This window comes from Pseudacidovorax sp. (genome assembly GCF_017991995.1).
Taxonomy (GTDB): Bacteria; Pseudomonadota; Gammaproteobacteria; order Burkholderiales; family Burkholderiaceae_C; genus Xenophilus.
In genome coordinates this window covers 277,575-303,710 of sequence record NZ_JAGOPN010000001.1, presented here as the reverse complement: position 1 = coordinate 303,710, position 26,136 = coordinate 277,575, and the positions used below count along the sequence as shown (strand labels likewise).

The window sequence follows — 26,136 nt, the reverse complement described above, 5'->3', positions numbered from 1 at the left end:
CAGGCGCAGGACGCCTCGCCGGTGAAGGCGCGGCAGGGAGGAGGACGAGGTAGGCAGAGAGGATTCGGACATGGTGGGCGCCGCAAGCAATGGGAATGCCCGCATTGTTCGAAGCGCCCTCCGGCACGCCAATTGCCAAGACCGAATGCACCGTATCAGCCGCAAGGCGCTGGCGGCCCGCCATTCCGACGGCGAGGCACCAAGGCGGTGCAGCCAACCACCGCATGTCCCGACCCGACGACCCTTTCGACACCTACCTGCTGCGCGTCTTCCACACCTTGATGGCGGAATGCAGCGTCTCGCGCACCGCCGCGCGCATGAACCAGTCGCAGCCCGCCATCAGCAGCGCCCTCAAGCGCCTGCGCGAGATCTTCGGCGACCCGCTGCTCATCAAGGACAAGCAGCGCATGGTGCCCACCGAACGGGCGATGCAGCTGCATGCCTCGGTGCGGCTGGTGCTGGGCGAGCTGGACGCGCTGCTCGCGCCCGAATCCAGCTTCGACCCCGCCACCACGCGGCAGGTCTTCCGCATCGGCACGCCGGACTACCTGGCCCCGCCCCTGATGGCCGCCGTGGCGCAGTACATGCGCGAGACCGCGCCCGCGGCCCGGCTGGTGCTGCAGCCGCTGGGCCCCGACTACGACTTCGAGGCCGCGCTGGCCGAAGGCGAGCTGGATGTGGTCATCGGCAACTGGCCCCAGCCGCCGGAACATCTGCGCACCACGCTGCTGCTGGAGGACGAGATCGTCTGCCTGGTCGACGAACGCCACCCCTGCGCCGCCCGCATGACGCTGGCCGACTACCTGCAGGGATCGCACGTGGTGCCGCTGCTGTACAGCGTGACCCAGCGCGGCGTGGTCGAGACCGCCCTCGCCTCCCAGCGCATGAGCCGCACCGGCACGGTCACCGTGCCCTACTTCGGCCTGGCGCCGCACCTGCTGCCCGGAACCGACCTGATCTTCACCACCAGCCGGCACTTTGCGCAGTACTACGCCGGCCTGCTGCCCCTCGCCATCGTGCCCGCGCCGGTGGACTTTCCGCCGATGCGCTTCTATCAGTTGTGGCATGGGCGCACACAATTGGCGCCGGGGCACGTGTGGTTTCGGTCGCTGCTGTCGGCGGTGGTAAGGACGGTGGGGGCGACGAGGTATTTACTGGACGGCGAGCGCGGGGACTCGTCTAAACAAAAACCGTTTTAGACCTAATAACTGGAAATACGGTTAGCCAGCTGGCATTGATCATATTACTCCCGATTTTTCTTAAAAATTAACCGGAGTTTTTACAGTCCCAAGCGAACCTTTTAACGCAATTATCTGCCGAGCCTAGGCCATCTAGCCTGTAATTTTAATGAATTCTCTCATCGAATTTATTGACTCTTTTAATTCTTGGAAGCTAAAAGTACGATTATTAATATTTTCAGGATGATGTATTTGATGCCGAATATACTCAGTAAGAACAATCTCTTTTGTCTCAATACTCCCGTCTCTACGAATTTTCTTATAAGGGAGCAACTCCCTTCCGTGCCTGTATTGAGCTAGTTTTCCTTCTGCTTCGATGTAGCCGTAAAGTTCGTTGTGGTATTCAAAACTCGCCTCGCCAAAAGCAGCAAAATTCACTTCATTAAGGCTTGGATAGGGTAACTCGTGTTTGAGAATAGCCGACACCTTTTCAGGAGTACGGTCGGAAACCAGAATAATATCTTCAAAACGAAGTTTCTTAACAATTTCTGGGCTATGTGTGGTCAGCAGTACCTGGGTACTTTTCGCCTTCGAAAGCGAAATTAATGCGTCTGTTAGAGCGCGCTGATGATCTGGGTGCTGCGACGTTTCTGGCTCTTCGATCGCATACACAATGTTCGGCAAGCTTGCCTCCGACTGGCGCCTCTCAGCCTCTGCGCGAAAGAAGCTGATCAGCACAAGGCGTTTCACGCCGCTACCTCGCTTATTGATCGGAATGTCGTTATCTCCCGATATCGACACGTTTTTAAAGACATCGATCCATTTGAGGCTGCTCGTGTCCGGAATCTTAGGCGACAACGATTCGGCGATAGAAGAATTTAGCTCTTTCAGCTTTTCGAGCGTTCGCCCCGCCACCAAATCAAGGCGCATCTTTACGGTGTCCGCCACGGAGGCGAGCGTTTTCTGAATTTCAGGATCGCCTAATATCTCTCTAACCGCGATCCTCATTGGATCTTGAACCTCATCATCAGTGTCCGTGTTTTTTCTGTCGGACTGAAATAACGTATAGAACGGCATGTGGAGTTTCAACTGTTCCCACACGTTCTTTGCATCGATCTTAGCTACTTCAATTTCACACTCTCTCAACTGAAGATCGACCTGCCCATCCCAAATTGATCTTCTGAGTGAAGCACTTTTTGTTTTGTCTGGACACTCCAGCTTTTGTTCTTCAAGAAGCGCTCGAAGGTCTTGAATTTTCTTTTGGAGTAAATCTTTGCAGCTCACGGCGGTCGGATGGAGCGCTCTAATAAATACCTTTTCTTTGCCTGCGGCCGGATACCTCTTAATTACATGCAATGTACCCTCTGGGGTTACCAGGAACTCATCTTGGAGGGATGTTTTGTTCGAAACGTCTAGCAGTATTTCTTCCGGCAGTTCTGAGAACTCGACCTCAATCTCTATACAGTCCTCGCCATTTTTCAAGCAGCTTTTATTTATATCGTCTTTGTCAAGTTTGACACACCCCTTCCCCTCGTTAAAAAAAATATCTAACGCTTCGAGTAAGGTCGATTTGCCGCGATCATTCTGACCAACCAAAACACATAAACTATTAATTTCGATCCTAACTGCGGTTTCATAACCCCGAAACCGATTGACGGTGACTGCCTTAATTTTCATTATTTCTACAAATTAGTTTAATTTGATCAGAAAACCCCAATTTTCAAAACTTTAAATGCGTTGATATTGCAGTGAGCTTTAATATCTCTCACGTCACGTTACTTGGCAAGTGCCATGTCCCTAAATTTTCCATCCGATTGGATGATTGACTGGTTAGCCAACCTTTAATAGGAACAGGCTCGGCCTTTCGTTACCTGGAACCTTCAATTGCCGAACGTATCCTTTAGATTGACTTTGGTCAACTCCAGCGACGCAGGTCCCTTTTCTTTTATCGGCGTAGATCGCGGCCCTATTCAAGCTTGACGGATGCGCTCCATCAGAAATTGCCTGATACGGATCAATTCCTCGCACGAAGCGCGTTGAAGAAACTGATCAGGGGGCCCCGAAGAGTCCAGCTGACATAGCCTCACGGCGCCTCCGCGTCCGCCCGCCTCAGCATTCGCCCACCCGATCACCCGATCCCCCCACAGCATCGGCAACGCGTAATACCCGAATTGCCGCTGCGCCGGCGGCGTGTACGCCTCGAACTTGTACGTCCAGCCCCAGAGCAGCGTGAAGCGGCGGCGGTCCCAGACGATGGGGTCGAAGGGGGCGAGCAGGCGCAGCTGGTCATCGACGACCCAGCGGCGCGAGCGCGGGTTCTCGTCGGCCGGCCAGTACCACGTCGTACCGTCGAGGGTGGCGCCGGCGAGGTGTTGACGCGCAAGGCGCAGCGCAGCCTGCGTCTGGGCGCTCAGGTGCGGCGCGCCGTAGCCAAGCAGGCGCACGAGGTAGGTCAGGCTGGCCGCCGGCAAGGGGGCATAGGTCCGCACCACCAGATCGATCAGCGCGGCGGCGCGGCGGGCACGGCCGGCCGGGGTTTCGTCGGCCGGCGGGTGCGCAGCGACTTCGTATACGCGCGTGCCGCTGTCGCGGCGTTTCACGCGCAGCAGGCCGCGGTAATGCAGGCCGTCGAGCAGGTGGGTGGCCAGGTTGCCGGCCCCGCCCCAGGGGTTCTGCCGCCGGCCATGCGCGAAGTGCAGTTCGACCTCCCGCGGATGCACGAGGCGGCGCTCACGAACGAAGGCCAGCACATCGTCGGCCTTGCGCTGCGTCTCGGCATCCCAGGGGCGCCTGGGCTCGCGCGGGTGCATCAGCGTGAGGTGCTCCCGCGGCAGGAAGCCGTAGTTGACGAGGCAGTCCTCGTCGATCTGCAGCCGCGGGTAGCGCGCTTCCAGGTCGCCGGCACGGTAGTCGGTGACGCGGTGGCGCAGGATCAGGTCCTGCGCACGGGCCGGCGCGCGGATCGGGTCGGCCTGCACGAAGCCCAGCCGGCGGATGGCCGCCGGCAGCGTGGTCGGCGTGAACAGCGTGCGCGCGACGGCATAGCGGCGAAGATGGTCGAGACTGAGGGCGGCGGCAGGCATCCGGCAGATTCCAGCACACCGCCTCGGGTATGCGCTGGAGCGCGACATGCCACCCGGGCGGGCCTGCCGCCGAGGGAGGAATCAGCCGCCACCCGGCGGCACGCGGAAGTTGGCGCTGATGCGGGCCTCGGCGCGCTCCAGCAGGTCCACCAGCGCGTCGAGCAAGCGGCGCCCTGTGCGCGGCGCGTCAGCGATCTCCTCGCCAACCTTTTCCGCCCCGCTCTTCCAGGCGACCTGCGAGTGCACGGCGCCTGTGCCGACCGTGGCCCTCGTCGGGGAATTGGGCTGTGCGTCGGTGGGGTATTCAGCGGGGTGGGCAGCATCAGGAATCGACATGCCCGGATGCTCCCGCTCCGCCAACCTTGCGTAAAGTTGAATTTACTGCGCATTCACTTCATCATTGCTGATGCGTCAGCTCAACCTCGACCAACTCCAGACCCTGATCGCCATCGCCGACCTGGGCACCTTCGCCGCCGCCGCGCAGGCGCTGCACCTCGCACCGCCCACGGTCAGCCTGCATGTGAAGGAGCTGGAGAGCTGGCTCGACACCGCGCTGGTCATCCGCGGCCGGCGCCAGGCCGAGCTGACGCCGGCCGGTGCGGTGCTGGTGCAGGAAGGCCGCAAGCTGCTGGCCGCCGGCGACGACCTGGTCGACCGCGTGCGGCGCCGGGCCGCCGGCCGTGCGGGCATGGTGCGGGTCGCCGTCTCGGCCGGCGTGAGCACGCAGCTGCTGCCGCTGATGCTGCAGCAGCTCAACGCGCAGAACCCCGACATCGAATTGCGGCTGGAGGCCGTCGGCTCCGCCGAGGCCATGCGGCGCCTGAAGGCTGGCACGCTGGACGTCGCCATCGTCGCCAGCCCGCAACCCGCCGCGCCCGAGGTCCGTCTGCAGCCCTGGCGGCAGGACGCGATGGTGGTGCTGCTGCCCGCCGCCTGGGCGCCGCCGGAGGCCATCACGCCCGGCTGGCTGGCCGGCCGGCGCTGGGCCAGCTTCACGCCCGCCACGCAGATGCACGGGCTGATCGCGGGCTGGTTCGGGCAGGCGGGCCTGAGCCCCCGGCCCTACCTGGCGTTGAGCTATCCGGGCGCCCTCAAGAGCCTGGCCGCCGCCGCGCAGGCCGCGGCCATCCTCCCTTTCGAGGAAGTGGCCGACCTGGCGGACGCGCCCGAGGTGTGCATTCGCCCGATGGCGCCGCCGCTGATGCGGCCGATGGCGGTGGCCAGCCGGCATGCTGGCATGGCCGATCCGGCGGTGACGGCGGTGCTGAACGTGATCGACCGGTTCAAGTCCTAGCCGCCGTCACGCGCGCCAAGAGGCGGGGCGTGCCCACGGCTCCAGTCCTCGCCACCTTCAGCGGCGCCGGACCAGCCAGACCATCGCCAGGCCGAGCAACGCACTGCCCAGCCACTGGCGCGGCGCCATGGCCTCGCCCGAAAGCCATGCGGCCAGCAGCGCAGCCACCAGCGGCTCGACCAGGGTGCCGACGACGGTGGCGGTCGGCGTCAGCCGCCGTGCCGCCCAGGCGAAGAGCAGGTAGCCGGCCGAGGTGGCCAGCACGCCGGTGTAGACCAGCCCCAGCCAGCGGCCCGCCGTGACGGGCCAGGCCAGTCCGGCCGCCACGGCCAGCACGGCGGCGCATGCCGTCGCCATCGTCATGCTCCAGGCCGACGCCGCCACAGCCGGCACCTCGGCTGGCATACGGGCGTTGCCCATCACCACCAGCGCATAGAGGAAAGCCGAAGCGAAGGACCAGGCCAGGCCCACAGCCCAGCCAGTCGGCATCTGCGTCTGCGCCGGCATCACCAGCAGGCCGACGCCCACGAGCGCCAGGGCCAGGCCGACCGTCAGGGCGACCGTCAGCCGCTCGTGGCCGCGCAGCACTGCCATCGCCGCGACCAGCACCGGTGCGCAGCAGATCGACACCACGGTCGGCACGGCCGCGCCCAGGTGGGCGATGCCTGCAAACCAGCAACCGACATTGAGCGCCATCGCCGCGCCGGTGGCCAGGATGCCGCCCCGCTGCGCCCACGGCAACCGTTGCCACAGGCCTGCGGGCGATCGCCGCCAATGCCACCACCACAGCAGCGGCAGCCCGAAGCCGAAGCGGGCCAGGGCCAGCGTCCAGGGCGACACGCCGCCCTCGATCAGCCACTGCGCCAGCCAGGCGCCCACGCCCCAGAGGGCGCCCGCCGCCCACACGCCGCCCCACGCCAGGGCGGCAGAACTCGTCGTCTTGTTCATCACGATGCATCCGATGCGCCGGCATCGGGCGGAGCGGGACCGCCTTCGGGTCCGTCCGCGTGCGTGCCGGCAGGAAAGATCCGGCCGCCCGCGCACGCGAAAGCCGCTGTCTCAGGACGAGGCAGCGGCTGCGGTGCGGGAAGGACGGCCCCCGTTCAGGCGCGGACGGCGGGAGGGGGCGAGCGGTGGATGCGGATCATGGCGGCCCGGATCATAGGCCGGCGCCGAGGCGCCGCGAGGCTCAGCGCGGCCGGCGCGCTGCGCGCGGTCCGGGCGCGGCAGCCGGGCTGCGCGGTGCGCCCGGCTTGCCGGCGCCCTTGCCGGCCATGGCGCGACTGCCCGTTTCCCGCGGCGGCAGGCCGGTGTGCTGGGTCAGCACGGTGCCCGGCCGCGGTGCTGCGCCGACGCGGCGGGCGCTGGAGGGCACGGACGCCGACGGCGCCGGCGTCGAGTTCTTGCGCCGCGCGCTCTGGTAGCCACCATCGGTCGCCGGCTGGAAGGTCGGGATCAGGTGGTGCTTGCCGTTGCCGATCAGGTCGGCGCGGCCCATGGCCTTGAGGGCCTCGCGCAGCAGCGGCCAGTTGTTCGGGTCGTGGTAGCGCAGGAAGGCCTTGTGCAGGCGGCGGCGCTTCTCGCCGCGCACGATGTCCACCGACTCCTCGGCCTCGTCGCGCATGGTGCGGCGCACCTTGGTGAGCGTGTTGCGGCCCGAGTGGTACATGGCCGTGGCGGTGGCCATGGGGCTGGGGTAGAAGGTCTGCACCTGGTCGGCGCGAAAGCCGTTCTTCTTCAGCCACAGCGCCAGGTTCATCATGTCCTCGTCGCGCGTGCCCGGGTGCGCGGCGATGAAATACGGGATGAGGTACTGCTTCTTGCCCGCCTCGGCGCTGTACTTCTCGAACATGCTCTTGAAGCGGTCGTAGCTGCCGATGCCCGGTTTCATCATCTTGGAGAGCGGGCCCTCCTCGGTGTGCTCGGGCGCGATCTTGAGGTAGCCGCCGACGTGGTGCTGCACCAGCTCCTTGACGTACTCGGGCGACTTCACGGCCAGGTCGTAGCGCAGGCCCGAGCCGATCAGGATCTTCTTGATGCCGCGCAGCGCCCGCGCCCGGCGGTAGATCTGGATCAGCGGGCCGTGGTCGGTGGTGAGGTTCGGGCAGATGCCGGGGTACACGCAGCTGGGCTTGCGGCAGGCGGCCTCGATCTCGGGGCTGCGGCAGCCCAGGCGGTACATGTTGGCGGTGGGCCCGCCCAGGTCGGAGATGACGCCGGTGAAGCCCTCGACCTTGTCGCGGATGTCCTCCACCTCGCGAATGATCGAGTCCTCGCTGCGGCTCTGGATGATGCGGCCCTCGTGCTCGGTGATGGAGCAGAAGGTGCAGCCGCCGAAGCAGCCGCGCATGATGTTCACGCTGAAGCGGATCATCTCCCAGGCCGGGATCTTGGTCGCGCCGTCGTGGCGACCGTGCTCGTCGGCATAGCGCGGATGCGGGCTGCGGGCGTAGGGCAGGTCGAACACGTAGTCCATCTCGGCCGTGGTCAGCGGGATGGGCGGCGGGTTGATCCACACGTCGCGGGCGGTGTTGCCTTCGCCATGGGCCTGCACCAGGGCGCGGGCGTTGCCGGGGTTGGTCTCCAGATGCAGCACGCGGTTGGCGTGGGCGTAGAGGATGGGGTCGGCCTTGACCTGCTCGTAGCTGGGCAGGCGGATCACGGTCTTCTCGCGCGGCGGGGCCTTGGCTTTCGCGCCCTCGCCCACTGGGGCAGGGTTGGGGCGGGGGCCCGCGGCCTTCGCGGCGAGCGCAGGGTTGGGCACGAAGACCAGCGGCTTCGCCGCCCCCCCACCCCTGCCCTCCCCCAGCGGGGGAGGGAGAACAGTCCCGCCGTCGCCGGCCACCGGGCCACGCGATGCGTTGGCTGCATCAGCCACCGCATTCGCCTCCTCCTCCCGCGCACACGTCTGCCCCTGGGCCTTGGCCTGCTCCGACACCATCAGGTAGGGATTCAGGTGCGCATCCACGCGCCCCGGCTGATCGACCTCGGTGGAGTCGAGCTCGAACCAGCCCTCGGGCGTCTCGCGGCGCACGAAGGCGGTGCCGCGCACGTCGGTGATCTGCTGCACCGGCTCGCGCGCGGCCAGGCGGTGGGCCACCTCGACGATGGCGCGCTCGGCGTTACCGTACAGCAGCAGGTCGCACTTGCTGTCCACCACGATCGAGCGGCGGACCTTGTCGCTCCAGTAGTCGTAGTGGGCGATGCGGCGCAGGCTGCCTTCGATGCCGCCGAGCACGATGGGCACGTCCGGAAAGGCCTCGCGGCAGCGCTGGCTGTAGACGATGGCGGCGCGGTCGGGGCGCTTGCCGCCGACGTCGCCGGGGGTGTAGGCATCGTCGCTGCGGATCTTCCGGTCGGCGGTGTACCGGTTGATCATCGAATCCATGTTGCCGCTGGTGACGCCCCAGAACAGGTTGGGCTTGCCCAGCGCGCGGAAGGGCTCGGCGCTCTGCCAGTCGGGCTGGGCGATGATGCCGACGCGAAAGCCCTGCGCCTCCAGCGTGCGGCCGATGACGGACATGCCGAAGCTCGGATGGTCCACGTACGCGTCGCCCGTCACCACGATGATGTCGCAGCTGTCCCAGCCCAGGGCGGCCATCTCCTCGCGCGAGGTCGGCAGGAACTTCGCCGTGCCGAAGCGCTGCGCCCAGTACTTGCGGTAGCTGGTGATCGGCTTGGCGGCGCGCGCAAAGAAGGAGACGTCGACGGGTGCGTTCATGCGTGGGATGGGTCGGGCGCCGCGGGAGGGCGGCGCTGCGCTGCGATGCTGCGTTCGGGAACCGCGCTGGCGCCCGGGCGGAAAGAAGGCGACGATTTTAAGGGCCGGGGCCTTCTCCCCTCATCCCGAAGGGAAGCCGCGCGAGCGGGACACGGGCCACCCCTAGAATCCGCGCCCGTCGTGCGCCGCCTTTTCTTCATCCTCCTGCTGGTCCTGATGCCGCTTCAGTTCAGCGTTGCTGCGCTGAAGGCCTACTGCCAGCACGAGGCCGGCGGCACGGCGCACCTGGGCCACCACGAGCACCAGCATTTCGACGTCGCCGACAACGACGACGAGCCGGGCACGCCACCCGCGCTGGGCCACCTGGACTGCGGCCACTGCCACGCACACTGCGTCGCGCTGGCCACCGCGATCGCGCCCGAGGCCCCGGCCATTCCCAAGGCCGAATTGCGCGAAGGCGCCGCCGCCCCGCTGGCGGTGCGCGCGCTGGCCCCACCCGAACGGCCCCAATGGCCTGGCCTTGCCTGACCGGCAAGGCCTGCAGCTTCACCCCCTTCCCTTCCGCCTGACGCGCCTGGCGCGCCAGTGACACGCTGCATGCGCGCGCCCCCCCGCCGGGGGCGCGTGCGGCCTGCCGGTCTCCCTCGCACATCGATTTGCCTTGGAGAACTGGAATGCCCTTCACACCCCCTTGGCCGTGGCGTTTGTCGCCCCGGCCCCACCCTGCCTGGCGGCCGTGGCTCGCGCTGACGCTTGGGCTTCTGCTGGCGCCCTCGGCGCTGGCCCAACCGCCGGCGCTGCCGGCCCCCGTCGCCCCCGCGGCACCCGGTCCGCTGCGGCAGGCCTTCGAACAGGCCTGGGCGCGTCAGCCCGAAGCCCGTGCGCTGGCGGCGCGCCAGCAGGCGGCCGAGGCCGGCCAGCGCGCCGCGTCGGCCTGGACGCCCGAGCCGATGGCGCTCGAATTCACCCACCGCACCGACCGCGCCAACGCCAACGACGGCCAGCGCGAGTGGGAGGCCGGCCTGGCGATTCCGCTCTGGCGGCCGGGCGAGCGCAGCCGCGGCCAGGCCGTGGCGCAGGCCGAGGCGGCTGCCGTGTCCGTGCGCGAGCAGGCTGCACGGCTGCGGCTGGCCGGCGCGCTGCGCGAGGCCTGGTGGCCCTGGGCCCGCGGCCGCATCGAGCAGCAGGTGGCCGATGCCCAACTGGCCCATGCCCGCACCCTGGCCGCCGACGTGGAACGCCGCTGGCGCGCGGGCGACCAGGCGCGCAGCGACTTGCTGCAGGCGCAGGGCACGGTGGCTGCCGCCCGCGCGGTGCAGGCCGAGGCCGCGCGCGCGACGGTCGAAGCCGCGCTCCGCTGGCAGGCCCTGACGGGTGCAGCCACAGGCGCTACCGGCGCGGCGCTGCTGCAGGCCGGCATCGGACAGACGGTCATCCCCGCCGAATCGGCACCGGCCAACCGGCAAGGCGAGGTGGCGTCCAGGTCCACGCCGACCGGCGGCACCGCCGGGTCCGAAGCCGGGCCCGCGCGCCTGGTCGACGACGTCGGCGCCGAAGCAGAACCCGAGCCGCGCGCCGAGCCCGGGGCGCCCGCCGTGGCCCACCCCGCCCTGGCCGAACTCGCCCAGCGCCTCGCCATCGCCCGTGCCCAGGCCGAGCTGGCGGCCCGCCAGGGCGCCGGCAACCTGGAGCTGACGCTGGGCACCACCCGCGAGCGCGGCAGCGCCGACGAGCCGGCGCGCAGCACGCTCAATGTGGGCCTGCGCATTCCCTTCGGCGCAAGCGCGCGGCAGGAGGCTCGCCAGGCCACGGCCCTGGCCGAGGCCATCGAGCTGGAGGCGCAGTGGCGGCTGGAGGAAAGCCGCCTCGCCGCCGAACAGCAGGCCGCCCGGGCCCGCGTGGACGCGGCCCGCATCCGCCTGGCCGCCGCCGAGGAGCGCGACGCCCTCGCCAGCCAGACCCTGGGCCTGATCGAGAAGTCCTTCCGCCTCGGCGAATCCGACCTGCCCACGCGCCTGCGCACCACGCAGGAAGCCGGCGACGCCGCCCGCCAGCTGGCCGCCAGCCGCATCGAGCTGGCGGCCGCCATCTCGCAATGGCGCCAGGCCCTGGGCCTGCTGCCCGAATGACAACCCGACACCCAACCCTCCCATGAACTTCCAATTCCTTGCAGGCACCGCGCTGGCCCTGGCCGCCGCCATCTTCCTGCCCGCCGCGCTGGCCGACGAAGGCCACAGCCACGACGCGGCCCCCGCCGCACCGGCCGCAGCGGCCCTGCCCCGCTTCGCCCTCGAATCCGAGGCCTTCGAGCTGGTCGGCGTGCGCCAGGGCCATGAACTCACGCTCTACCTGGACCGCCATGGCGACAACCAGCCTGTGAACGACGCCCGCATCGCGCTGCGCATCGGTGAGAAGGACTTCGTCGCCAAGCCGCACGGCGAAGGCACGTACGAAGCCGAACTGGACGAGGCCACGGCCGAGGCCACCGGTGAACTGCCGCTGCTCGCCCGCCTGAGCGTGGGCGACACGCGCGACGAGTTGCATGGCGAATGGCACATCGAGGCCGCCGATGGCCATGACCACGACGCCGACGCCACCCCCGCCTGGCGCCACCTGCTGCCCTGGGGCGCCGCAGCCCTCGTCATCCTCCTCGCCGCAGCCGCCTGGCTGCTGCGCCGCCGTCCCGCCCACGGAGCCGCTGCATGAACCGCTTTCCTTCTTCTACCCCGCGGCAGCTCACCGCCACGCTCGCCCTCCTTTTTTCCCTGGCCCTGCCCACGGGCGCCCTGGCCGACGCTGGCCACGACCACGGCGGCGCACCGCCGGCCGCAGCCGCCAATGGCCCACAGCGCCTGCCGGACGGCAGCGTCTTCCTGCCCAAGCCCAGCCAGCGCCAGCTGGCGGTGCGCACCGTCTTCACCACCCTCGCCGCCCTGCCGCGCAGCATCGAGCTTGACGGCCGCGTGGTCAGCGATCCGCAGAGCGGCGGCAAGGTACAGGCCCTGGTCGCCGGCCGCATCGTGCCCGGCCCGCGCGGCCTGCCCGAGCCCGGCCAGGCCGTGCGCAAGGGCGAGGTGCTGGCCTGGGTGCAACCGGCCGCCGCGCCACTGGAGCGGGCCGCGCAGGCCGCCCAGCTGGCCGAGCTGCGGGCCGCCGGTGCACTCGCCGAAAAGCGCCTGGCGCGCCTGCGCGAGCTGGCCGACACCGTGCCCCGCAAGGAGATCGAGGCGCTCGAAAGCGAAGTGGCGGCCGCCCGCGAGCGGGCCGGTGCCATCGGCACCGGACTGTCGGGCCGCGATGCGCTGGTCGCGCCGACCACGGGCGTCATCGCGTCCTCCTCCGTCGTAGCTGGCCAGGTGGTCGACGCGCGCGAGCTGGTGTTCGAGATCGTCGACCCGGCGCGCCTGCGCATCGAGGCCCTGGCCTACGACCCGGCGCTCACCAGCGACATCGGCGGCGCCTCGCTCGCCGTCGGCGGCACGCAGGTGCCGCTGCAGTTCGTGGGCGCCGCCCGCGCGCTGCGCGACCAGGCCCTGCCGCTGGCTTTCCGCGCCCAGGGCGCAGCGTTGTCGACGCTGGCCGTGGGCCAGCCAGTGCGCCTGCAGGTGCACAGCCGCAGCACGCACGAGGCGATTGCCGTGCCGCGCGCCGCGCTGATGCGCAATGCGGCCAACGAAACCATCGTCTGGGTCAAGACGGCGCCGGAGCGCTTCGCGCCGCGCACCGTCACCACCGCACCGCTGGACGGCCTGCGCGTGGCCCTGACTTCGGGCGTCGCGCCCGGCGAGCGCGTCGTCACCGACGGCGCCACGCTCATCAACCAGATCCGCTGAGGCCGCACCCACCATGTTCAAGTGGCTCCTCGAACGCAGCCTGGGCAACCGGCTGCTGGTGATCGTGCTCGCCCTCGCGGCGATGGCCTACGGCGCGTACACGCTGACGCGCACGCCGGTGGACGTGTTCCCCGACCTCAACAAGCCCACGGTGACGGTCATGACCGAAGCCGGCGGCATGGCGCCCGAAGAGGTGGAGCAGCTCATCACCTTCCCGCTGGAGACCGCCATGAGCGGCCTGCCCGGCGTGGAGACGGTGCGCTCGGTGTCCTCGGCCGGCCTGTCCTTCCTGTACGTGACCTTCGACTGGCGCACCGAGATCTTCCGCGCCCGGCAGCTGGTGTCCGAACGCCTGTCGGCCATGGAGGAAGGCCTGCCCGCCGGCACCGTGCCGCGCATGGGCCCGGTCAGCTCGGTGATGGGCGAGATCATGCAGATCGCCATTCCGGTCGATCCGCAGCGGATCTCGCCCATGCTGGTGCGCGAGTACGCGGACTGGGTGCTGCGCCCACGGCTGATGTCGGTGCCGGGCGTGGCGCAGGTGATCCCCATCGGCGGCGAGGTGCGGCAGTTCCAGGTGCAGCCCGACGCGGCGCGCATGGCGCAGCTGGGCATCTCGGCCGATGCGCTGGCCACCGCGCTGCGCGGCTTCGCGGCCAACACCTCGGGCGGCTTCCTGTCGCTCAACGGTCGCGAGTACCTGATCCGCCACCTGGGCCGCACCGCGCGGCTGGACGACCTGCGCCGCCTGGCGCTGGGCGCGCGCAACGGTCAGCCGATATTGCTGCAGCAGGTGGCGCAGGTGGACTTCGCGCCCGCCATCCGCCGCGGCGACGCCGGCTTCGAAGGCCGGCCCGCCGTCATCCTGGGCGTGCAGAAGCAGCCGGCGGCCGACACCATCGCGCTCACGCGGCAGATCGAGTCCGCGCTGGACGGCCTGGCCGCCGCACTGCCGCCCGGCATGGAAAAGCCGCGCGTCACGTTCCGCCAGGCCCGCTTCATCGAGGCCTCCATCGACACGCTGCAGGGCAAGCTGGTGGGCGCGGCGGTGTTCGTGGCGCTGATCCTGTTCTTCTTCCTGGGCACGCTGCGCCCCACGCTCATCGCGCTGGTGGCCATTCCGGTCTCCATCCTGGCGACGGCGCTGGTGTTCCGCGCCTTCGGGCTGTCGATCAACACCATGACGCTGGGCGGCCTGGCCATCGCCATCGGCGGGCTGGTGGACGACGCGGTGGTGGACGTGGAGAACATCATGCGGCGCCTGAAGGAGAACCGCGCCCGGCCCGAGGCCGAGCGGCTGGGTGTGCTGACGGTGGTCACACGCGCCTCGATGGAGGTGCGCTCGGCCATCCTCTATGCGACGGTGATCATCGTGCTGGTCTTCGTGCCGCTGTTCGCGCTGCCGGGGCTGGAGGGCCGGCTCTTCGTGCCGCTGGGCATCGCCTTCATCGTCTCCACGCTTGCCTCGCTGCTGGTGTCGGTGACGGTGACGCCGGTGCTGAGCTACTGGCTGCTGCCGCGCATGAAGCGGCTGGAGCACGGCGACACGCGGCTGCTGGCCTGGCTCAAGGCCCGCTATGCGCGCGGCCTGGAGGCGGTGCTGCGCCGGCCCCGCATCGCGGTGGCCGCGGCGGCCGTGGCGGTGACGGCCGCGGCCGTGGCCGTGCCCTTTTTCCCGACCACCTTCCTGCCGCCCTTCAACGAGGGCACGCTGCTCGTCGGCCTGCGGCTGAACCCGGGCGTGACGCTGGAGGAGAGCAGCGCCCTCGCCCGCCAGGCCGAACGCCTGGTGCGCCAGGTGCCGGAGGTGACGCACGTCGGCCGCCGCAGCGGCCGGGCCGAGCTGGACGAGCATGCCGAGGGCGTGCACGTGAGCGAGCTCGACGTGGGCCTCAAACCCGCCAGCGAACTCACGCGCCCCATGGCCGCCATCACCGCCGACATCCGCCAGCGGCTGGCCCCGCTGCCGGCCGCCATCGGCATCGGCCAGCCGATCTCGCACCGCATCGACCACATGCTCTCGGGCGTGCGGGCGCAGATCGCCATCAAGGTCTTCGGCGAAGACCTGGACGTGCTGCGCGGCCAGGCCGAGCTGCTGCGGGCGCGGCTGGCCGCCATCCCCGGCGTGGCCGACCTGGAGGTCGAGAAGCAGGTGCTGGCGCCGCAGATCAAGGTGCGCGTGGACTACGACCGCGCCGCCCAATACGGCGTGCCGGCGCCGCAGGTGCTGCAGACGCTCGAACGCATGGTCGAGGGCGAGAAGCTGTCGCAGATCGTGGAGGACGGCCGCCGCTTCGCGCTGGTGCTGCGCCTGCCCGAGCCGGCGCGCTCCGTCGACGGCCTGGGCCGGCTGCTGATCGACACGCCGCTGGGCCCCGTGCCGCTGTCGCGCCTGGCGACCATCGAGGAGGGCGACGGGCCCAACCAGGTCAGCCGCGACGACGGCCGGCGGCGCATCGTGCTCTCGGCCAACGCCTCGGGCCGGCCGCTGTCCGACGTGGTGGCCGACATGCGGGCGGCGGTGGCGCAGACGCCGCTGCCGGCCGGCTACTTCATCACCCTGGGGGGGCAGTTCCAGGCGCAGGAGGAGGCATCGCGGCTGGTCGGGCTGCTGTCGCTGGTCTCGCTGGCGCTGATGTTCGTGGTGCTGTACAGCCGCTACCGCTCGGCGGTGCTGTCGGTGCTCATCATGGCCAACATCCCGCTGGCGCTGGTGGGGGCGGTGGCGGGCCTGGCCCTGTCGGGGCAGCCGCTGTCGGTGGCGGCGCTGGTGGGCTTCATCACGCTGGCGGGCATCTCGGTGCGCAACGGCATCCTCAAGGTGAGCCACTACGTCAACCTGATGCGCTTCGAGGGCGAGGCCTTCGGGCCGCGCATGATCGCGCGCGGCTCGCTGGAGCGGCTGTCGCCGGTGCTGATGACGGCGCTGGTGACGGCCTTCGCGCTGGCACCGCTGCTGTTCGAGGCCGAGCGGCCCGGCACCGAGGTGCTGCATCCGGTGGCGGTGGTGATCTTCTCGGGACTGGTGAGCGCCACGCTGCTCGACACCTTCCTGACGCCGGCGCTGTTCTGGCTGTTCGGCCGCCGGAGCGCCGAGCGGCTGGCGGCGGATGGGGACACGCAAGCGCTTTGAGGACGCGCGAGGCAAGGCAAAGGCGGATTTTGTTGCTTTAGTCAACTTTATTGGTTGACAATGGCACGCATGCCTGAGTTGCCCGCTTCTGCCTCGTCGCCCGCCGCCTCTGCCGTCCCGGTGGATGCCGTCAAGGCCCTGCGCCGTTTCAACCGCTTCTTCACCCAGCGCATCGGCGTGCTGGAGCCCTACCTCGGCAGCGAGCTCTCGCTGACCGAGGTGCGGGTGCTCTACGAGCTGGCGCACCAGCCCGGCCTCACCGCCCGCGAGCTGGCCCAGGCGCTGAGCCTGGATGCGGGCTACCTCAGCCGCCTGCTCAAGCGTTTCGAATCGCTGGGCTGGCTGGCCCGCGCCACCGATGCGCGTGACGCGCGGCAGCAGCGGCTGTCGCTCACCGAGGCGGGCCATGTGGCCTTCTCACCGCTGCAGCAGCGCTCGCGCGATGCCGCGGCCGCCCTGCTGGCGCCGCTCGCGCCGGCCGCGCGCGACGAACTGGTCCAAGCACTTGCACGGGTGGAGACCCTGTTTGAAGCCAAGCCCGCGCCCCTTCGCACCGCCGTGCTGCGCGACCCTGCCCCGGGCGACTTGGGCTGGGTGGTGCAGCAGCACGGCGAGGTCTATGCCCGCGAGTACGGCTGGGACGGCCGCTTCGAGGCCGCCGTCGCCGACATCGCCGCCCAATGGCTGCGCACCCACGACCCGGCATGGGAGAAGGGCTGGATCGCCGAGCTGGACGGCCAGCGCGTGGGCGCCGTCTTCGTGATCCGCCACAGCCCCGGGGTGGCGCAGCTGCGCCTGCTGGTGCTGAAGCCCGAAGCGCGCGGCCTGGGCCTGGGCGGCAAGCTGGTCGACGAATGCATCGCCTTCGCGCGCGCCCGTGGCTACAAGCAGATGATCCTGTGGACCCACAGCTGCCTCGAAGCCGCCCGCGCCCTGTATGCCGCGCGCGGCTTTGCGCTCGACACCAGCGAGCCGCACGAGGGCTACGGCAGCGGCCCGCTGGTGGCCGAGCGCTGGTCGATGACGCTCACTGCATGAACCAGCCGTGGCTGACCACCAGCGACTGGCCGGTCAGCGCATTGCTCGGGAAGGCCGCGAACAGCAGCGCCACCCGCGCCACGTCGTCGGTCGTGGTGAACTCGCCGTCCACCGTCTCCTTGAGCATCACGTTCTTCACCACCTCCTCCTCGGAGATGCCGAGGGTCTTGGCCTGCTCGGGAATCTGCTTTTCCACCAGCGGCGTGCGCACGAAGCCGGGGCAGATCACGTTGGCCCGCACGCCGTGCTTGGCGCCTTCCTTGGCCACCGTCTTGGCCAGGCCGATCAGCCCGTGCTTGGCCGTGACGTAGGGCGCCTTGAGCATCGAGGCCTCCTTGGAGTGCACCGAGCCCATGTAGATCACGCTGCCGCCACGGCCCTGCGCATACATGTGCTTGAGGCAGGCGCGGGTGGTGAGGAAGGCGCCGTCCAGGTGGATGGCCAGCATCTTCTTCCAGTCGGCAAAGCCGAATTCCTCGACGGGGTGCACGATCTGGATGCCGGCATTGCTCACCAGGATGTCGATGCCGCCGAAGGCCTTGACGGCTTCTTCGACGGACGCATCGACCTGCTGCTCGTCGGTGACGTCCACCGCCACGCCGATGGCCTGGGCGCCCGTCGCCTTCAGTTCGGCGGCCGTCGCCTCCGCTGCCTGCTTGTTCAGGTCGGCGATGACGATCTTGGCGCCCTCCTGCGCGAAGAGCGTCGCGATCTCCTTGCCGATGCCGCTGGCCGAGCCGGTGATGTAGGCGACCTTGTCCTTGAGTTGCATGGGGGTTCCTTTCGATGCGAGGTTGAAGAAATGGGAAAGGGGCTCGAGGCCCGGCGCGTGGCCGACTACTTCAGATAGTCGAGTTCGACGGTACCCAGCGCCAGCGTCATATCGGCGATGTAGTGCACGGTGGACAGCACCTCCAGGACGGGCAGCTGGGCGACCGGCGCCAGCGCATGCGGATGCAGCTCCAGCGAGCCGGGGCCCGTCCAGGCGCCCTTGAGCTGCACATCGACCATGTGGTAGCGCACCAGCTCGCAGATGCGGGCCGTGCCGTCGACGTGCGGAATGATCTTGAGCAGGAAGTTGGGCTGAGCGATGGCGTCGAGGATCGGCCCGTGATCGAGCGTGCGGTGCTTGAAGCCCATCGTGGCGGTGGCCACGCGCACGGCGCCGTAGTCGAGCGTGCCGACGATCACATCGGTTTCGTAGCCGAATCGGGGCGTGGCCAGCTTCTTCGGAAAGCCCCACAACTCCCGCCCGCCGGCGATGGGCGGATGGTCGTTCAGGTACATGGCATGCACATACGCGCCCTTCTCCACGCCCTTGGCGGTGCGCAGCTGCACCGGGATCACCTGGCCCGACTCGGTGTAGTCGCCGAAGCCGGTGGAATCGGGCATGCGGATGAATTCGTACTTGACCACCGGCTCTGCAATTTCCAGCGGTTCCGGCACCACGGCGCGCAAGGCGTCGGGATCGGTGCGGTAGGTGACGACGATGAACTCCCGGTCGACGAAGCGGTAAGGGCCAGGCGGAAAGGCCGGGCTGGTGAAGGGCATCGCAAAGGCGCGTTCGCGCAGGTCCGAGGCTTTCATGGGGTACGGGGGCAAAGTGGATGGTGAGTCTTCATGCTGCGTCGCACAACTTAGCGCAAGCTGAAGTCGCCAGCGTGGCGACGCGAAAGCGGCGCCGTCCTACGCCGACGCCCCGGGCGCGCAGGTGACCACGTTGCGCGGGCCCGGCCACCGGCTGCGCTCTGCCGGCAGAAAAGAGCCGACCGGCGCGCACGGCACCGGTCGGCTCCTGTGGAACATGGCCGCGGAGGAAGCGCCGGTGCTCGGGCGCTTCCTCCGGGCCCGGTGCCCGTCAGCCGATGCGCACCGGCACGAAGATCTTCTCGTCGCCGCGCTGGATCAGCAGGGCCACCGACTTGTCGGACTTGGCGACGGCTTCGCGCACCTGGTCCACGCTCCGGGCGGGCGTGCCGTTGATGGCCAGCAGCACGTCGCCCTGCTGGATGCCGGCACTGGCGGCGGGGCCGCGTGCGTCCTCGATCAGCAGGCCGCCGTTGGTGCCGGCCTCCTTCTGCTCCTGGGGCTGCAGTGGGCGCAGCGCCAGACCCAGCTTGCCCTTGCCGACGGTCTCGTCGGCCTTGGCCACCTTGGTCTTTTCGCTGGCGTTGCCCAGCTGGGCCGTCAGTTCCTTGGCACCGCCATCGCGCCAGACCTCGATCCTGGCCTTCTGGCCCGGCGACATCTGGCCGATGATGGCCGGCAGGTCGCCCGAGGTGGTGATCGGCGCGCCGTCCACCTTCAGGATCACGTCGCCCGACTGGAGGCCGGCCTTGTCGGCAGGCCCGCCCTTCTCCACGTTCGACACCAGCGCGCCCTGCGGCTTGTCGAGCTTGAAGGAATCGGCAAAGGCCTGGTTCACCTCCTGCACGGCCACGCCCAGCTTGGCATGGTCGGCATGGCCGGTGGCGACGATCTGGTCCTTCACGCGCATGGCGATGTCGATCGGGATCGAGAACGAGACGCCCTGGTAGCCGCCGCTGCGGCTGTAGATCTGCGAGTTGATGCCCACCACCTCGCCGCGCGCATTGAACAGCGGGCCGCCCGAGTTGCCGGGGTTGATCGGCACGTCGGTCTGGATGAAGGGCGTGAAGCCGTCGTCGGGCAGCGAGCGGCCCTTGGCGCTGACCACGCCGGCCGTCACGCTGTTCTCGAAGCCGAAGGGCGAGCCGATGGCCAGCACCCATTCGCCCACCTTCAGGTCCTTGGGGCTGCCGAGCTTGACCGTGGGCAGGTCCTTGGCATTGATCTTGAGCACCGCCACGTCGGTCTTGGGATCGGCGCCCAGCACCTTGGCCTGGTATTCCCGGCGGTCGGTGAGCTTGACCGTCACTTCCTTGGCGCCATCGACCACGTGGGCATTGGTGAGGATGAGGCCGTCCGGGCTCAGGATGAAGCCCGAGCCTTCGGCCCGCGTCGGCACCGAGCGCTGGGGCCCCTGGCGATGGCCGGGCACGCCGCCGAACTGGCGGAAGAACTGATAGAACGGATCGTTGGGCGACATGCCGGGTGGCATGGCGGCGCTGCCGCTGTCGTCGTCGTCACCGCTGGTGTCCAGCGCCGTCTTGGTCATGCCCGAGACGCTGATGTTGACCACCGCCGGGCCCTGCTGGGCCGTGATGACCGAGAAGTCGGGCGCGGCGATGGGCGCCACCATCGGCGCTGCGGCCACAACGGGCGGCTGGGGCGCGGAGCCCAGGGCATGGGCGCTGGTGTAGGCCCCGCCGGCCGCGGCGCCGAGCACGCCTGCGGCAGCAAGGGCGATCACCAGCCGCTTGGGCGATTGCAGGATCGTGTGGGTGTTCATGGTGAGCCTCCTGGCTGCGTGTCGAGTTGCGATGGCGTGACTGTGGAAGCCATCGCTTAGGCACGACTTAAACCCCCAGGCCGGCCTTGCAGGCCGCCCCGGTCAATGCCGCGGCAGGGGCAGTGCGGTCTTGTAGCGAACCTGCTTCAACGCAAAGCTGGAGCGGATCTTCTCGACACCGGGGATCGGCGTGAGCTGCTCCAGGATGAAGCGCTCCAGTGCCGCCATGTCGGCCACGGCGACGCGGATCAGGTAGTCGCTGTCGCCCGTCATGAGGTAGCACTCCATCACCTCCTCATGCTCGGCGATGCGGCGTTCGAAGGACGCCAGCGCCTCCTTGCTCTGCGTGCGCAGGCTGATGGAGATGAACACGTTCAGGCCCAGGCCGAGGGCCGGCGCGCTGCACAGCGCCACATAGCGGGCGATGACGCCCGCGGCCTCCAGCGCCTTCACGCGCGCCAGACACGGCGAGGGCGACAGATGCACGCGCCGGGCCAGCTCCACGTTCGACAGGCTGCCGTCGCGCTGCAACTCGTCGAGGATGCGCAGGTCCGTGGTGTCGAGTGGAAAGTTATTCATGCGGCATCCAAGCTGTTCGGCGGCAGTTTATGCCGCAGCCTCCGGGTCGACGCGCCCGATTCCGACAGCACATTTGCCGCCTGCCTGCCTAAAGTGCCGAGCATGAATGCCTCCATCCCCGCCGCGCAATTGCTGACCCTCGCCGCCGCCGACTCCAGTGCCGCCGACGCCGACCCCGTCGAGACCGCCGAATGGCGCGAGGCCTTCGTCGCGCTGGTGCATGCCCATGGCCCCGAGCGCGCCCGCTGGATGCTGGATGAGCTGGCCCGCCTGGCGCGCGCCCAGCGCATCGGCTGGCAACCGGAGCTGGCCACGCCCTATGCCAACACCGTGCCGGTGGATCGCCAGCCGCCCTTCCCCGGCGACCTGGCCATCGAGGAGCGCATCGGCTCACTGATGCGCTGGAACGCGCTGGCGATGGTGGTGCGCGCCAACCAGGCCTATGGGGAGCTGGGCGGCCACATCGCCAGCTATGCCAGCGCGGCCGATCTTTTCGAGACGGGCTTCCACCACTTCTTCCACGGCCGGACCGACGTGCACGGGGGCGACTTGGTGTTCTTCCAGCCGCACAGCGCGCCCGGCGTGTATGCCCGCGCCTTCCTCGAAGGCCGCCTGAGCGAAAACGACCTGGCCCACTACCGCCAGGAGATCACCGCGCCGATCAATGGCGCCCGGGGCCTGTCGAGCTATCCGCACCCGTGGCTGATGCCGGACTTCTGGCAGTTCCCGACCGGCTCCATGGGCATCGGGCCGATCAGCGCCATCTACCACGCGCGCTTCATGCGCTACCTGACGCACCGCGGGTTGCTGGACTGCGGGGGCCGCAAGGTCTGGGGCTTCTTCGGCGACGGCGAGATGGACGAGCCCGAGTCCATGAGCGCCCTGACGCTGGCCGCACGCGAGAAGCTGGACAACCTGGTGTGGGTGGTCAACTGCAACCTGCAGCGCCTGGACGGCCCGGTGCGCGGCAACGGCCGCATCATCGACGAGCTGGAAAAGCTCTTTGCCGGCGCCGGCTGGAACGTGGTCAAGCTGGTCTGGGGCAGCGACTGGGACGGCCTGTTCGCCCGCGACACTGACGGCGCCCTGCTGCGCGCCTTCGCCGAGACGGTGGACGGCCAGATGCAGACCTTCGCCGCCAAGGACGGCCGCTTCAACCGCGACCATTTCTTCGGCCAGAACGAGGCCTTGCAGCGCCTGGCCCAGGGCATGACGGACGAGCAGATCGATCGTCTGAAGCGCGGCGGCCACGACCTGGTAAAGATCCACGCCGCCTATGCCGCTGCCGCCGCGCATCGCGGCCAGCCAACGGTAATCCTGGCCCACACCAAGAAGGGCTACGGCATGGGCACGGCGGGTCAGGGCAGGATGACCACGCACTCGCAGAAGAAGCTGGACGAGGCCGACCTGATCGGCTTCCGCAACCGCTTCAACCTGCCCTTGAGCGATGAACAGGCCACCTCGCTGGCCTTCTACAAGCCGGCCGAAGACAGCCCCGAGATGCGCTACCTGCGCGAGCGCCGTGCCGCATTGGGCGGCGCCCTGCCCCAGCGCCGCACCGACTGCGCCACGCTGCCGGTGCCGCCGCTCGAAAGCTACGCCCGCTTCGCCACCGAGGCCGCCGGCAAGGAGATGAGCACCACCATGGCCTTCGTGCGCCTGCTGGGCAACCTGCTCAAGGACGGCGAACTGGGCCCGCGCATCGTGCCCATCGTGGCCGACGAGGCGCGCACCTTCGGCATGGCCAACCTGTTCAAGCAGGTGGGCATCTACAGCAGCGTGGGCCAACGCTATGCGCCGGAGGACATCGGCTCGGTGCTGAGCTACCGCGAGGCCATCGACGGCCAGATCCTGGAGGAAGGCATCAGCGAGGCCGGCGCCATCGCCAGCTGGACGGCCGCGGCCACCAGCTACAGCGTGCACGGCCTGGCCATGCTGCCCTTCTACATCTACTACTCGATGTTCGGCTTCCAGCGCGTGGGCGACGCCATCTGGGCCGCGGCCGACCAGCGGGCGCGCGGCTTCCTGCTGGGCGCGACGTCCGGCCGCACCACGCTGGGCGGCGAGGGCCTGCAGCACCAGGACGGCAGCAGCCATCTGGTGGCGGCCACCATTCCCAACTGCCGCGCGTGGGACCCGGCCTTCGCCGGCGAGATGGCCGTGATCGTCGATGCCGGCATGCGGGAGATGCTGGTGGAGCAGCGGGACGTCTTCCACTACATCACGCTGATGAACGAGAACTACGCCCAGCCCGACGTGCCCGAGAGTGCGCACGAGGACCTGCTGCGCGGCGGCTGGCGGTACGACGGCTGGCAGCGGCCGGAAGGCGCACCGGCGCCCACGCGGCGCGTGACGCTGCTGGGCTCGGGCGCCATCCTCCCCGAGGTGGTCAAGGCCGCGCAGGCGCTGTCCATGGAGGGCATCGAGGCCACGGTGTTCAGCATCACCAGTTGGAGCGAGCTGTCGCGCGAGGGCCTGGCCTGCGAGGCGCGGCTGCTGACCAGCGAGGCTGCGGCCGTGCGCATCGAGCCCTTCATCACCCGCCTGCTGGCGGCCAGCGAAGGCCCGGTGATCGCCGCCACCGACTATGTGCGCGCCGTGCCGGAGTCCATCCGCGCCTACGTGCCCGAGGGCCGGCGCTACCTCACGCTGGGCACCGATGGCTTCGGCCGCAGCGACACGCGGGCCGCGCTGCGCGACTTCTTCGGCGTGGACGCCGCCGCCATCGCGACGGCGGCGCGGCGGCTGCTGGCCGCGGCCGGCACCTGAGACAGGCGCTGCTGCGGGCGCCGCGGCTCAGCGCGTGTGGACGATCTCGTCCAGCGGCGCCGGGCGGCAGAGGTGGTAGCCCTGCATCAGCGGGCATTGCAGCGCGCGCAGGGCCATCAGCTCCTCCACCCGCTCCACGCCCTCCGCCACGACGTCGATGCCCAGCGAGCGGCCCATCTGCAGGATGGTGCCCACCAGCAGGCGGTTGTCACGCGAGGCATCCAGGCCCGAGATGAAGCTGCGGTCGATCTTCACCTGCCGCACATGGTCGCCGCGCAGCGAGGCCAGCGAGGAATAGCCCACGCCGAAGTCGTCGATGGAAATCGCCACGCCCGCGGCGGCCAGCCGCGCGAGCTTGCCCTGCGTGCTCTCGGCGTTGAGGGCCACCTCCTCGGTGATCTCCAGCTGCAGGCGCCGCGGCGGCACGCCATGGCGCTGCAGCGTGTCGAGCACCAGGTCGTCCACGTCCAGGTGCGCCATCTCGCGCGGCGAGACGTTCACCGCCAGCGGCAGATGGCCCATGCCGGCGGCATCGAGCTGGCGCGCGGCCAGGCACACTTGGGTTAGCACATGGTTCAGCAGCCGCCGCGCCAGGCCCGTGGCCGCCGCGGCATGCACGATCTGCTCGGGCGAGACCCAGCCGTGGCGCGGATGCAGCCAGCGCAGCAGGGCCTCGAAGCTGTGCAGCTCGCCGCCCGCAGTGAAGATGGGCTGGTACCACAGCACGACGCCGCCCGTCTCCAGCCCCATGCCAAGGTCGCGCTCCACATCGCGGCGCACCATCAACGCCTGCTGCAGTCCATGGTCGAAGAAGCGGAAGCTGTCGCCTCCCGCCCGCTTGGCGCTGTAGAGCGCCTCGTCCGCGAAGGTGAGCATGTCCATCACGCCCAGGCCGCGCCCGACGCACAGGCCCACGCTTACCCCCAGTTGGCCGCCTTCCATCACGCTGGCCTGCGGAATGCGCTGCGTCAGCAGCCGCGCCAGTTGCTCGGGCGATTGCGCGGAGCCGGGCACGTCGTAGAGCACCACGAACTCGTCGCCGCCCCATCGGCCCACCACGGCGTCGAGCCGCTCCAGCTCCTTACTGAGCCAGCGGCCCACGTCCTGCAGCACGCGGTCGCCCACCCCATGGCCGAACACGTCGTTGATGGCCTTGAAGCCATCCAGGTCCAGCATCAGCAGGCACTGCTCGCGCTCGCCGGCCGCTGCGAGGCGCCGGCCCGCCGCATCGGCAAAGCCGTCGCGATTGAACAGCCGCGTGAGCGGGTCGTGCATCGCGCGGAACTCCAGCTCCCGCGCCGCCGCCTGCGACGACTCGTGGGCCTGGCGCAGGCGGTCCGCCATGGCGGTGGCCTCGTTCTTGAGCCGGCTGCCGCGCTTGAAGGCGGCTTCGCTCTGCACGCCGCTGCGGATCAGCGCGGCCAGGTAGACGAACACCATCAGCGCGAGCATCTGCCGCTCGAAGCCGCCGGCCACCAACAGGCAGGCCGCCACCGACAGCAACGCCGGCGTGATGAAGAAGATGGGCACCCACGCATACGCAATGCCATAGGTGACCGAGCCTGCGGTGATGCCGCACACCACCGTGAGGTAGAAGAGGGTCTGCGGCGAGGTGTAGCCGTCGCACAGCAGCGGGACCATGGCCCAAACCAGGCCCGAGCACAGCCCCAGCAGCGTCGCGGCGCGCAGGTGCCATTCGACGCTGCGCGTGCGCCACCAGCGCCCGCTCAGCGCGGGCGCCGCTGGTTCGCCCGATGGTGCGTCCTGGGGCCCGCGGTAGGGCAGGCGACACACGATGGCGCGCGTGATGTTGACAAGGGCAGACAGCATCGCCCACACCACGCCCATGGCCAGCTCGCCACCGCTGTAGGCCATGAGCAACGCTGCCACGGTCAGCACGGCATTGATGGGAATGGCGGCCAGCACGCTGTGGCGCACGGCGACCATCTGGTCGTGCCGCACCATCCGACGCAACTCGGCCGCGTCGAGGTGCTCGGCATGCATGGCCGGAGCAGAGACGGAAAGGGAACTCATAGACACTGGACGGCGGCCCCACGCCCGGGCCGCAGGACAGGGCGACATCGTGGCGGCACGGCCGTCAAGCCGCACGCCCGATGTCACCTTGAAACGGGACGTTA

At 69.1% G+C, this 26,136-nt stretch carries 19 protein-coding genes; 9 read left to right on the top strand and 10 right to left on the bottom strand.

Features of this window, described 5'->3' with window-relative positions:
* Positions 1–224 precede the first annotated feature (224 nt).
* Positions 225–1,199, top strand: a complete 975-nt coding sequence (locus KBC94_RS01410) for a LysR family transcriptional regulator (protein ID WP_294365552.1) — start codon at positions 225–227, stop codon at positions 1,197–1,199.
* 132 nt (positions 1,200–1,331) lie between these two features.
* Here the strand turns inward: KBC94_RS01410 and KBC94_RS01405 are convergent, their stop codons facing one another.
* The 3 genes from KBC94_RS01405 to KBC94_RS01395 form a co-directional block, all read right to left on the bottom strand.
* On the bottom strand, positions 1,332–2,855 hold the full coding sequence (locus tag KBC94_RS01405; RefSeq protein ID WP_294365551.1) for an ATP-binding protein: 1,524 nt from the start codon (positions 2,853–2,855) through the stop codon (positions 1,332–1,334).
* A 293-nt stretch (positions 2,856–3,148) separates the two neighbouring features.
* The gene (locus tag KBC94_RS01400; protein ID WP_294365549.1) at positions 3,149–4,261 is read right to left on the bottom strand and encodes a crosslink repair DNA glycosylase YcaQ family protein; all 1,113 of its coding nucleotides are present in this window, start codon (positions 4,259–4,261) and stop codon (positions 3,149–3,151) included.
* Between the two features lie 81 nt (positions 4,262–4,342).
* Positions 4,343–4,597 carry a hypothetical protein gene (locus KBC94_RS01395; protein WP_294365547.1) on the bottom strand — a complete coding sequence of 85 codons (255 nt, stop codon included), beginning with the start codon at positions 4,595–4,597 and terminating at the stop codon, positions 4,343–4,345.
* A gap of 70 nt (positions 4,598–4,667) precedes the next feature.
* Here KBC94_RS01395 and KBC94_RS01390 point away from each other — a divergent pair, with 70 nt between their 5' ends.
* Complete coding sequence (locus KBC94_RS01390) at positions 4,668–5,555, top strand: LysR family transcriptional regulator (protein WP_294365952.1); 888 nt, start codon at positions 4,668–4,670, stop codon at positions 5,553–5,555.
* Between the two features lie 57 nt (positions 5,556–5,612).
* On the opposite strand, the gene KBC94_RS01385 is transcribed toward KBC94_RS01390, so the two are convergent.
* Together KBC94_RS01385 and KBC94_RS01380 are read right to left on the bottom strand one after the other, a co-directional pair.
* On the bottom strand, positions 5,613–6,503 hold the full coding sequence (locus KBC94_RS01385) for a DMT family transporter (protein WP_294365545.1): 891 nt from the start codon (positions 6,501–6,503) through the stop codon (positions 5,613–5,615).
* Between the two features lie 241 nt (positions 6,504–6,744).
* Positions 6,745–9,276: a YgiQ family radical SAM protein gene (locus tag KBC94_RS01380; protein WP_294365543.1), complete on the bottom strand. Its 2,532-nt coding sequence runs from the start codon at positions 9,274–9,276 to the stop codon at positions 6,745–6,747.
* A gap of 180 nt (positions 9,277–9,456) precedes the next feature.
* Here KBC94_RS01380 and KBC94_RS01375 point away from each other — a divergent pair, with 180 nt between their 5' ends.
* The 6 genes from KBC94_RS01375 (at position 9,457) to KBC94_RS01350 (ending at position 17,280) form a co-directional block, all read left to right on the top strand.
* Positions 9,457–9,804, top strand: a complete 348-nt coding sequence (locus KBC94_RS01375) for a hypothetical protein (RefSeq protein ID WP_294365540.1) — start codon at positions 9,457–9,459, stop codon at positions 9,802–9,804.
* Positions 9,805–9,950: 146 nt separating this feature from the next.
* Positions 9,951–11,405, top strand: a complete 1,455-nt coding sequence (locus tag KBC94_RS01370; protein WP_294365539.1) for a TolC family protein — start codon at positions 9,951–9,953, stop codon at positions 11,403–11,405.
* Positions 11,406–11,427: 22 nt separating this feature from the next.
* Complete coding sequence (locus tag KBC94_RS01365; RefSeq protein ID WP_294365537.1) at positions 11,428–11,982, top strand: hypothetical protein; 555 nt, start codon at positions 11,428–11,430, stop codon at positions 11,980–11,982.
* Positions 11,979–13,109: an HlyD family efflux transporter periplasmic adaptor subunit gene (locus KBC94_RS01360; protein WP_294365535.1), complete on the top strand. Its 1,131-nt coding sequence runs from the start codon at positions 11,979–11,981 to the stop codon at positions 13,107–13,109. The genes KBC94_RS01365 and KBC94_RS01360 overlap by 4 nt, the downstream gene beginning before the upstream one ends.
* Positions 13,110–13,122: 13 nt before the next feature.
* A complete protein-coding gene (locus tag KBC94_RS01355) occupies positions 13,123–16,242 on the top strand; it encodes an efflux RND transporter permease subunit (protein ID WP_294365534.1) in 3,120 nt (1,039 codons plus the stop codon).
* 69 nt (positions 16,243–16,311) lie between these two features.
* Entirely contained in the window at positions 16,312–17,280 is a 969-nt protein-coding gene (locus KBC94_RS01350; RefSeq protein ID WP_294365533.1) for a bifunctional helix-turn-helix transcriptional regulator/GNAT family N-acetyltransferase, read from the top strand.
* Here KBC94_RS01350 and KBC94_RS01345 read toward each other — a convergent pair.
* The 4 genes from KBC94_RS01345 to KBC94_RS01330 all read right to left on the bottom strand — a co-directional run bounded on the left by KBC94_RS01345 (position 17,270) and on the right by KBC94_RS01330 (position 21,229).
* A complete protein-coding gene (locus KBC94_RS01345; protein WP_294365532.1) occupies positions 17,270–18,052 on the bottom strand; it encodes a 3-hydroxybutyrate dehydrogenase in 783 nt (260 codons plus the stop codon). The genes KBC94_RS01350 and KBC94_RS01345 overlap by 11 nt on opposite strands.
* A gap of 65 nt (positions 18,053–18,117) precedes the next feature.
* Entirely contained in the window at positions 18,118–18,867 is a 750-nt protein-coding gene (locus tag KBC94_RS01340; RefSeq protein WP_294365531.1) for an acetoacetate decarboxylase, read from the bottom strand.
* A gap of 271 nt (positions 18,868–19,138) precedes the next feature.
* A complete protein-coding gene (locus KBC94_RS01335; protein ID WP_294365530.1) occupies positions 19,139–20,650 on the bottom strand; it encodes a DegQ family serine endoprotease in 1,512 nt (503 codons plus the stop codon).
* Between the two features lie 102 nt (positions 20,651–20,752).
* Positions 20,753–21,229, bottom strand: a complete 477-nt coding sequence (locus KBC94_RS01330; RefSeq protein ID WP_294365529.1) for an Lrp/AsnC family transcriptional regulator — start codon at positions 21,227–21,229, stop codon at positions 20,753–20,755.
* A gap of 102 nt (positions 21,230–21,331) precedes the next feature.
* On the opposite strand from KBC94_RS01330, the gene mdeB reads away from it, so the two are divergent.
* On the top strand, positions 21,332–23,998 hold the full coding sequence (gene mdeB, locus KBC94_RS01325) for an alpha-ketoglutarate dehydrogenase (protein ID WP_294365528.1): 2,667 nt from the start codon (positions 21,332–21,334) through the stop codon (positions 23,996–23,998).
* Positions 23,999–24,025: 27 nt separating this feature from the next.
* Here mdeB and KBC94_RS01320 read toward each other — a convergent pair whose 3' ends face one another.
* Entirely contained in the window at positions 24,026–26,032 is a 2,007-nt protein-coding gene (locus KBC94_RS01320) for an EAL domain-containing protein (RefSeq protein WP_294365526.1), read from the bottom strand.
* Positions 26,033–26,136 lie beyond the last annotated feature (104 nt).

What these genes read in the sequence shown, in the direction of transcription:
- KBC94_RS01395 (WP_294365547.1), bottom strand. Translation starts at nt 4,597, where the DNA reads ATGTCGATTCCTGATGCTGCCCACCCCGCTGAATACCCCACCGACGCA.
- KBC94_RS01385 (WP_294365545.1), bottom strand. Translation starts at nt 6,503, where the DNA reads ATGAACAAGACGACGAGTTCTGCCGCCCTGGCGTGGGGCGGCGTGTGG.
- KBC94_RS01355 (WP_294365534.1), top strand. Translation starts at nt 13,123, where the DNA reads ATGTTCAAGTGGCTCCTCGAACGCAGCCTGGGCAACCGGCTGCTGGTG.
- KBC94_RS01380 (WP_294365543.1), bottom strand. Translation starts at nt 9,276, where the DNA reads ATGAACGCACCCGTCGACGTCTCCTTCTTTGCGCGCGCCGCCAAGCCG.
- KBC94_RS01360 (WP_294365535.1), top strand. Translation starts at nt 11,979, where the DNA reads ATGAACCGCTTTCCTTCTTCTACCCCGCGGCAGCTCACCGCCACGCTC.
- KBC94_RS01320 (WP_294365526.1), bottom strand. Translation starts at nt 26,032, where the DNA reads ATGAGTTCCCTTTCCGTCTCTGCTCCGGCCATGCATGCCGAGCACCTC.
- KBC94_RS01410 (WP_294365552.1), top strand. Translation starts at nt 225, where the DNA reads ATGTCCCGACCCGACGACCCTTTCGACACCTACCTGCTGCGCGTCTTC.
- KBC94_RS01335 (WP_294365530.1), bottom strand. Translation starts at nt 20,650, where the DNA reads ATGAACACCCACACGATCCTGCAATCGCCCAAGCGGCTGGTGATCGCC.
- KBC94_RS01350 (WP_294365533.1), top strand. Translation starts at nt 16,312, where the DNA reads ATGCCTGAGTTGCCCGCTTCTGCCTCGTCGCCCGCCGCCTCTGCCGTC.
- mdeB (WP_294365528.1), top strand. Translation starts at nt 21,332, where the DNA reads ATGAATGCCTCCATCCCCGCCGCGCAATTGCTGACCCTCGCCGCCGCC.
- KBC94_RS01370 (WP_294365539.1), top strand. Translation starts at nt 9,951, where the DNA reads ATGCCCTTCACACCCCCTTGGCCGTGGCGTTTGTCGCCCCGGCCCCAC.
- KBC94_RS01405 (WP_294365551.1), bottom strand. Translation starts at nt 2,855, where the DNA reads ATGAAAATTAAGGCAGTCACCGTCAATCGGTTTCGGGGTTATGAAACC.
- KBC94_RS01345 (WP_294365532.1), bottom strand. Translation starts at nt 18,052, where the DNA reads ATGCAACTCAAGGACAAGGTCGCCTACATCACCGGCTCGGCCAGCGGC.
- KBC94_RS01365 (WP_294365537.1), top strand. Translation starts at nt 11,428, where the DNA reads ATGAACTTCCAATTCCTTGCAGGCACCGCGCTGGCCCTGGCCGCCGCC.
- KBC94_RS01400 (WP_294365549.1), bottom strand. Translation starts at nt 4,261, where the DNA reads ATGCCTGCCGCCGCCCTCAGTCTCGACCATCTTCGCCGCTATGCCGTC.
- KBC94_RS01330 (WP_294365529.1), bottom strand. Translation starts at nt 21,229, where the DNA reads ATGAATAACTTTCCACTCGACACCACGGACCTGCGCATCCTCGACGAG.
- KBC94_RS01340 (WP_294365531.1), bottom strand. Translation starts at nt 18,867, where the DNA reads ATGAAAGCCTCGGACCTGCGCGAACGCGCCTTTGCGATGCCCTTCACC.
- KBC94_RS01390 (WP_294365952.1), top strand. Translation starts at nt 4,668, where the DNA reads ATGCGTCAGCTCAACCTCGACCAACTCCAGACCCTGATCGCCATCGCC.